At 71.4% G+C, this 9,084-nt stretch carries 1 protein-coding gene; it reads left to right on the forward strand.

The genetic code is table 11. The features are described 5' to 3' along the window. Position 1: 1 nt before the first annotated feature. Positions 2 to 9,084, forward strand: a 9,083-nt coding sequence (locus ACFWMR_RS25225; protein WP_378380132.1) for an amino acid adenylation domain-containing protein, incomplete at its 3' end; no start/stop codon positions are given.

Consider the following 9,084-nt stretch of genomic DNA (forward strand, 5'->3'; position numbering starts at 1 on the left):
CATGACCGCGTCTGCCGACCAGCTGGTCGACGGCCTCCGGGCCGCCCTGAAGGAGAACCAACGACTTCGCGGGCGCAACCGGGAGTTGACCGCCGGGGCCAGGGAACCGATCGCGATCGTCGGCACCGGCTGCCGCTATCCCGGTGGCGTCGCGAACGTGCGGGACCTTTGGCGGATCGTCGCGGAGGAACGGGACGTGATCACCGGCATGCCCTCCGGGCGTGGCTGGGACCTCGACGAGCTGTACCACCCCGACCCCTACGAGCCGGGCCGGTGCCACGCGCGCGGTGGTGGTTTCCTCGACGCCGCCGACGAGTTCGACGCGGCGTTCTTCGGGATCAGCCCGCTGGAAGCCGCGGCGATGGACCCGCAGCAGCGGCTGGTGCTGGAAACCGCCTGGGAGGCACTGGAAACCGCCGGGATCCGGCCCGGCGAGCTGCGCGGCACGCAGACCGGAGTGTTCGTCGGTGCGAGCATCGGCGACTACGCGCCGCGCGAGATCCCCGAAGAGCTCGAGGGGCAGGTGCTGACCGGAAACGCACTGAGCGTCGTGTCCGGCAGGGTGTCCTACCTGCTCGGGCTGGAAGGTCCCGCGCTCACCGTCGACACCGCGTGCTCCTCCTCATTGGTGGCACTGCACCTCGCGGTCCGCTCGCTGCGGCAGGGGGAGTGTTCGGTCGCGCTCGCCGGCGGGTCGACGGTCATGTCGACGCCGAACAACCTGATCGAAATGTCCCGGCAGCAGGTGCTTTCCGAGGACGGCCGGTGCAAGGCCTACGCCGCGGCGGCCGACGGCGCCGGATTCGCGGAGGGCGCCGGAATGCTGGTGCTGGAGCCGCTTTCCCGGGCCCGTGCCGCGGGACATCCGGTGCTGGCGGTGATCCGCGGCAGCGCGGTCAACTCCGACGGCGCGAGCAACGGCCTCGCCGCGCCGCATGGCCCCGCGCAGGAGCGGGTGATCCGCGCCGCGCTGTCCGACGCGGGGCTGGACACCGGTGACGTCGACGTCGTGGAGGGCCACGGCACCGGCACCCGGCTGGGTGACCCGATCGAGGCGCAGGCGCTGCTCGCGACCTACGGCCGTGGGCGGGCGCCGGAAAGCCCGCTCTGGCTCGGGTCGGTCAAGTCCAACCTCGGGCATACGCAGGCGGCCGCGGGTGTGGCCGGCGTGCTCAAGATGGTCCAGGCGCTGCGGAACCGGTGGCTGCCGAAGACGCTGCACGTCGACGCGCCCTCGGATTATGTCGACTGGGCCTCCGGCGGCGTCCGGGTGCTCGAGTCCGGCCGCGTGTGGGAGGGCACCGACCGGCCGCGCCGCGCCGCGGTGTCGTCGTTCGGCATCAGCGGCACGAACGCCCACGTGATCCTGGAAGAGGCACCCGCTGAGACGCCGGTGCCCGCCGCGCCGGTCGAACCACCGCTGGCGCTGGCGTGGCCGGTGTCGGCAAAGACCGCGGAAGCCTTGCGGGCACAGGCGAACCGGCTTCAGGAGTCGGTCGCCGCACACCCCGCGCGGGACACGGCCTTCTCACTCGCGGAGCACCGGTCGTCGTTCGAGCACCGGGCGGTCGTGCTCGGTGCGGACACGGCGGAGCTGCGCGCCGGGTTGCGGTCGCTGGCCGAGGGTGAAACCGGCGTGAACGTGGTGACCGGCCTCGCCCGCGACGTCGGCAAGACCGTCTTCGTCTTCCCCGGCCAGGGTGCGCAGTGGGTCGGCATGGCGAAGGAACTGCTCGCGTCGTCGCCGGTGTTCGCCGCGCGGATCGAGGAGTGCGCCGCCGCGCTGGAGTCGTTCGTGGACTGGTCGCTGCTCGACGTTCTGGCCGAGGACGCCGAATCCCTGGACCGGGTGGACGTCGTCCAGCCCGTGCTGTGGGCGGTCATGCTCGGACTCGCCGAGTTGTGGATATCCGTCGGGGTGCGGCCGGCCGCGGTGCTCGGGCATTCCCAGGGCGAGATCGCCGCCGCGTGTGTGGCGGGCGCGCTCAGCCTCGAGGACGGCGCGAAGGTGGTGGCGCTGCGCAGCAAGATCGCTTCGCGGCTGGCGGGCAAGGGCGGCGGGCTTTGGCTGCCGTTGTCCGCGGACCGGGTCGAAGCCTTGCTACGGCAGTGGCCGGACCGGTTGTGGGTCGCGGTGATGAACGGGCCGGAGTCGACGGTCATCACCGGTGACGTCCCGGCGTTGGAGGAACTCGCCGCGCGATGCACCCGCGACGGGATCGACTTCCGGACCTTCTCCGCCGCATACGCCTCGCACTCGCCACGGGTGGAAGTGCTGTACGAGCCCTTGATGGAGGCGCTGGCGGGTATCGCCCCGCGGACCGCGAAAATCCCCTTCTATTCCACAGTGGACGTCGCCGCGGTGGACGGCACCACGCTCGACGCCGAGTACTGGTACCGCAACATGCGCGCACCGGTCCGGTTCGATCCGGCCGTCCGGCTGCTGCTCGCCGCCGGATACGACGTGTTCGTCGAACCGTCCGCCCATCTGGTGCTCGGCAACGCCGTCCGGGACATCGCCGGCTCGGCCGGGGTAGAGGCCACCATCACCGGCACACTGCGCCGGGACCACGGATCTCTGCGGCAGTTCCTGTCCGCCGCCGCCGGCCTGCACGTCGCGGGCGGCGCCGTCGGCTGGTCCGCGCTGGTGCCGGGCGCGCGGGCGGTGGACTTGCCGACCTATGCCTTCCAGCACCGCTCGTTCTGGACGAAACCCGCGCCGAAGGCGGCCGGGCGCCACACCGACGGACACCCGCTGCTCGAAGCGGTCATCCCGCGCCCGGACGGCGAGGGGTGGACGATGACCGGGCGGCTCTCGGCGGGAGAACACCCCTGGCTGGCCGACTGCGACGGCAGCGCGATCCTGCTGGAACTGGCGATCGTCGCCGGGGACAGGGCCGGCTGCGACCGGGTCGACGAGCTTACGGTCGAGGCACCGCTCGCCGTCGGCGCGGGCCATCCGGTCGAACTCCACGTCGCGGTGGCCCCGGACGGTGAGGGCAGGTGGACCATCGCCGTGCACGCTCGGCGGGAGTCCGGCTGGACCCGGCACGCTTCCGGCGTACTCAGCGCGGGCACCGGCCGCGCTGCCGTCCCAGAACCGGGCGACGACAAGGGTGACCTCGTCGAGTTGGCCGAGGACCAGCCGGCGGACGCGTTCGCCCTGCACCCGATGCTGCTCGACCCGGTGCTGCGGCGATTCGGCGCGCCGGTCACCTTCACCGGCGTTGACCTGCTTGCGGCGGGCGCCGCCGCCGCTCGCGCGCGGGTATCCTTTGTGGACGGAGCCGCTGCGCTGCTGGTCACCGACGAGTTCGGCACGCCCGTGCTGACCGTCGACTCGGTCGTCCAGCGCTCCGGACCACGTCCTGGAGACGGCGGGTCGTTGTTCCGGCTCGGCTGGATGCCCCTGTCCGGCGAGGCTCCCGAACCTGGCCGGTGGCGGATTCTCGGCGATGACCCGTGGAGCCTCGGCTCGGACGAGAACTCACCGGTGACGGTCCTGCCCTGCGTCGGTGACCGGGACGACGACGTGGTCGGCCGAGCGCACGACGCCGCCCGGTCGGTGTTGCGGCTGGCGCAGGAAACCAGCACCGGCGAGCACGGACGGCTCGTCGTGGTGACGCGGGAGGCCGTCGCCGCCGGCGATGGCGCGGTGGAGGACCTGGCGATGTCTCCGTTGTGGGGGCTGCTGCGCTCGGCGGCCTCGGAGTATCCGGGCCGGTTCCTGCTGGTCGACGTCGACCAGCAGGCAGGGGCCGACGACGTCCGCGGAGCGGTCGCGGTCGCGCTGGACCGGGACGAGCCGCAGCTCGCCGTCCGCGCCGGGCGCCGGTACGTCCCGCGCGTGACCAAGGCAAGCGAGCAGGAAAGCTTCGTTTTCCCTTCGAAGGGAACGGTTTTCGTCACCGGCGGTACGGGTGCGCTCGGCTCGCTGGTGGCACGTCGCCTCGTCGAGTGGCACGGCGTGCAGAAGCTTGTCCTGGTGAGCAGGCGGGGGCCCGCGGCCGCGGGCGCGGAAACGCTTCGGGGCGAACTCGCCGGTTTGGGCGCGGAGGTGCGGATCGTCGCGTGCGACGTATCCGACCGCGCCGCGCTGGCCGAGGTGCTGGCGTCGATCCCCGACCTGGCCGCCGTCGTCCACACGGCCGGTCTCATCGACGACGCGCCGCTGGCCGACATCACGCCGGACCGGCTCGCGGGTGTGTTCGGCCCGAAGGTCGACGCGGGCTGGTATCTGCACGAACTCACCGCGCACCGCGATCTGGCGGCGTTCGTGCTGTTCTCCTCGTTCTCCGGGCTCATCGGCAACGCGGGCCAGGCGGGCTACGCGGCGGCGAACACCTTCCTCGACGCGCTGGCGAGCCATCGCCGGGCACTCGGCCTGCCGGCGGTCTCCCTGGCATGGGGGCTCTGGCGCACCGTGGTCGACGGCGGTCTCACCGAGACGGATCTGGTGCAGCTGAACAGGTCCGGCATCACGGCGATGACCGAGGAACGCGGGCTGGCTTTGTTCGACCGCGCGCTGGGGGTGGCCGATACGCTGGTCGCGCCGGTCGACGTCGACCCGGCCGCGCTGCGGGAACGTGCCGTGTCCGGGGAACTCCCGGTGGTGCTGCGGGGCCTGGTGCCGAGGCCTCGGCGGACGGTCGTACGGCAGGCCGGGGCCGGTGACCGGGTCGGCCGGGAACAGCTCGACATGGCCGCGGAATGGCTGCGTCGCCGTCCCGGTGTCACGCAGGCTGTCTGCGTGCCCAGGGAAAACGGGCGAATGGCCTCGTATGTGGTCGTCGAAGGTGACGCCGCGCTCGAAGCTCTTCGAGCGGAATTGCCCACGTATCTGACGTCGGACGCTGTCGTGACGACAGCCGCGACTCGGCTTCCCATGCCCGAGCACGCTCCGGTGGGGGCACGCCCGCCGGTTACCGCGCGGGAAGAGCTGCTGTGCGGGCTGTTCGCGGAGATCCTCGGCCTCGCGTCGGTGAACGTCGACGACGGCTTCTTCGATCTGGGTGGGCATTCGCTGCTCGCGACCCGGCTGGTGAGCCGGATCCGGAGCGTGCTCGACACCGAGCTCCCGGTGCGTGCGCTGTTCGACGCGTCGAGTGTGGCCAGCCTCGCCGAACGACTCGGCGATCCGGGCCGCAGCCGGGCGGCGCTGGGGCCGATGCCGCGGCCGGAGAGTGTGCCGCTGTCGTTCGCGCAGCAGCGGCTCTGGTTCCTCTACGAGCTGGAAGGGCCGTCCGCCACCTACAACATCCCGCTCGTGCTGCGACTGACCGGCGAGGTGGATCCGGCGGTGCTCCGGCGGGCGCTGGAAGACATCGTCGAACGGCACGAAAGCCTGCGTACGGTCTTCCCGGCCGTGGACGGCAGTCCGCACCAGAAGATCCTCGACACCGGAAGCGCGATCCTCGATTTCGACGTCGTCCAGTCCACACCAGACACGGTCGACGACGCGGTGGCGCAGACGGCGGTCCGCGGTTTCGACCTGGCCACTGAGATCCCGGTCCGGGTCCGGCTCTGCACCCTCGGCATGGGCGAATCGGTACTGGTCGTGGTGCTGCATCACATCGCGGCCGACGGCTGGTCCGTCGGACCGCTGGCGCGGGACCTCACCACCGCTTATGCCGCCCGTCAGGCGGGCGGACGTCCACAGTGGACGGCCTTGCCGGTGCAGTACGCCGACTACACCCTGTGGCAGCGGAACCTGCTCGACGAGCGTGGACACCTCCTCGCCGACCAAGTCGCTTACTGGACGGAGCGGCTGGCGGGGCTGCCCGAGCAACTCGACCTCCCGCTCGACCGGCCGCGGCCCGCGGTGTCGTCCTACGCGGGTGACCTGGCCCGCTTCACGCTGGACGCCGGGCTGCACCGGCAGCTCGTCGACCTCGCCCGCACCGGCGACGCCACGGTGTTCATGGTGCTGCAAGCCGCGCTGGCCGCGTTGCTCACCCGGCTCGGCGCGGGGACGGACATCCCGCTCGGCGCCCCGGTGGCGGGCCGGACCGACGACGCGCTCGACGACCTCGTCGGCTTCTTCGTCAACACCCTGGTGCTGCGCGCGGACACCTCGGGCGATCCGTCGTTCGCCGAGCTGCTGGCCAGGGTTCGCGAGACGAGCCTTGCGGCGTATGCCCACCAGGACGTCCCGTTCGAGTACCTGGTGGAGCTGCTCAACCCCCAGCGGTCCACCGCGCACCACCCACTGTTCCAGGTGGCGCTGGCGCTGCAGAACAACGAGCGGGGCCGGTTCGAGCTGCCGGGCCTCACCGCGAGCCTCGACGTCGGGTCCACCGGGACTTCGCGGTTCGACCTGTTCTTCAGCGTCACCGAGCAGGTCACCGAGGGAAGCGGTGAGCCCGCCGGGGTGTCGGTCATGGTCGAGTACGCCACCGACATCTTCGACGCCGAGACGGTCACGACGCTGGTGGCCCGCTGGGAGCGGCTGCTGCGGGCGGTCGTCGCCGATCCGGCCGCCACGATCGGCGACGCCGACATCTTCGCTCCGGACGAACGGGCCGCGTTGCTCGCCGCGCCGGAACCCGTCGCCGTCGGCGCGTTGTTGCCGGAGCTGTTCGAGAAACGCGTCGGGGAGCGCCCGGACGCCGTCGCGGTTGTGTCGGGGGACACCCGGTGGACATACGCGGAGTTGAACGTACGGGCCAACCGCGTGGCCCGGCTGCTGCTCGACAAGGGTGTCGGCCGGGAGGACCGGGTCGCGCTGCTGCTACCGAGGTCGGCTGAACTGGTCGCCGCGATACTGGGCGTGCTCAAGGCCGGGGCCGCGTACCTGCCTGTCGACCCGGACTATCCGGCCGAGCGCGTCGCCTACCTGCTCGACGACGCGGGTCCGAGCCGGGTCCTGACGACCTCGACGACGGTGGTTCCCGGGGCCATCGTGCTCGACGCACCGGACGTGCGGGCGGCGCTGGAGACGTACCCCGGCACGGACCCGCATGTGCCGGGAGACCCCGGGCAGGCCGCGTACGTGATCTACACGTCGGGCTCGACCGGCGCGCCGAAGGGTGTGGTGGTGCCGCACCACAACGTCGTGCGGCTGCTGGAGACCACGCGGCGATGGCTCGAGTTCGGCCACGAGGACGTCTGGACCCTGTTCCACTCGGCGTCGTTCGACTTCTCCGTCTGGGAACTGTGGGGCGCGCTGGCCTGGGGCGGGTCGGTGGTCGTGGTGTCCCACGAGGTCAGCCGCTCACCGGAACGGTTCGTGCGGCTGCTCGCCGACGAGCGCGTCACGGTCCTCAACCAGACACCCTCGGCGTTCTACCAGCTGATCGAGGCCGACCGCGAGACCCCGTTGCCACTCGCCCTGCGGACGGTCGTGTTCGGCGGGGAGGCGCTGGATCTGTCCAGGCTCGCCGCCTGGTACGAGCGCCATCCGGACCGGGCTCCGCTGCTGGTCAACATGTACGGGATCACCGAAACCACCGTGCACGTCAGCTACCTGGAGCTGGATCGGGTCTCGGCCGCGGCGGCGACCGCCAGCCGGATCGGCGAGCCGTTGCCGGATCTGGCGGCTTACGTGCTCGACGCCGGCCTGCGGCCAGTTCCGCCCGGTGTCGCCGGAGAGCTGTACGTGGCGGGAGCCGGTGTCGCGCGTGGCTACCTGGGCCGTCCCGGGCTGACGGCGGGCCGGTTCGTGGCGGATCCATTCGGGGCGCCGGGCTCCCGGATGTACCGCACGGGTGACGTGGTGCTGCGCGACCGGTGCGGAGGGCTCGAGTTCGTCGGCCGGGCCGACGACCAGGTCAAGGTGCGCGGCTTCCGGATCGAGCCTGCCGAGGTCGAAGCCGTGCTGCGCACGTATCCCGGCGTCTCACAGGCCGTGGTCATCGCGAGTGACGACAGGTTGGTCGCCTACGTCGTTTCCGACGAATCGGACGCCGGCGCGCTGCGGCGGTTCGCGCGCGAGCGGCTCCCGGACCACCTGGTGCCGTCGGTGGTGCTGTCCGTCCAGGCGATTCCGTTGACCGCCAACGGAAAACTGGACCGCGCGGCGCTGCCGTCGCCTGAGCTTCCGGCGTCGGCCGGGCGGACGCCGTCGACGCCGCGCGAGGAGATTCTGGCCGGACTGTTCGCCGAGGTCCTCGGAGTCCCGTCAGCGGCCGCCGACGACGACTTCTTCGATCTCGGTGGGCATTCGCTGCTCGCGACCCGGCTGGTCAGCCGGATCCGCGGCGCACTGGGCGTCGAGCTGTCGGTGCGGGCACTGTTCGAGACGCCGACACCCGCGGGTCTCGCCGTCCGCCTGGCGATGGGCGCCGCCGCCCGGCCCCCACTCGTGGCCCACGATCGTCCCGACGTGCTGCCGTTGTCGTTCGCGCAGCAGCGGTTGTGGTTCCTGCACAAGTTCCAAGGGCCATCGGCGACCTACAACATCCCACTGGCCTTGCGCCTGACCGGCGACCTGAACCGGGACGCGCTCGAGGCGGCACTGAACGACGTCGTCGGACGCCACGAATCGCTGCGGACGGTGTTCCCCGAACGGGATGGCCGCCCGTGGCAGCGAATCCTGGACATCGAGCTGACGTTGCGTCTCGAGCGGCTCGGCGAGGCCGAACTCGTCGAAGCGTTGGGAGCGGCGGCGCGGTACGAGTTCGATCTGGCTGGGGAGATCCCGATCCGGACGACGTTGTTCGAGGTTGGCGAGTCGACGTCGGTGTTGCTGGTGCTGGTGCATCACATCGCGGGTGACGGCTGGTCGATGGGGCCGCTCGCGCGTGACCTCGTCAACGCCTATACCGCGAGGTGCGCGAAGACCGCCCCCGAGTGGTCGCCACTGCCTGTGCAGTACGCCGATTACACGCTCTGGCAGCGTTCTCTGTTGGGCGATGAGTCCGATGTGGACAGTCTGTTCGCCAGGCAGGTGGCCTATTGGACCGAGCGACTCGCCGGCTTGCCGGAGGAGATGACCATTCCGCTGGACCGTCCACGGCCCGCCGTGGCCTCGTATTCCGGTGCGGTCACCTGGTTCGGGTTGGATGCGGGGTTGGTGGGTGGTTTGGGGGTGGTGGCTCGGTCTGTGGGTGCGTCGTTGTTCATGGTGTTGCAGGCTGGGTTGGC

Source organism: Amycolatopsis thailandensis (assembly GCF_042723255.1).
Classification (GTDB): Bacteria; Actinomycetota; Actinomycetes; order Mycobacteriales; family Pseudonocardiaceae; genus Amycolatopsis; species Amycolatopsis thailandensis.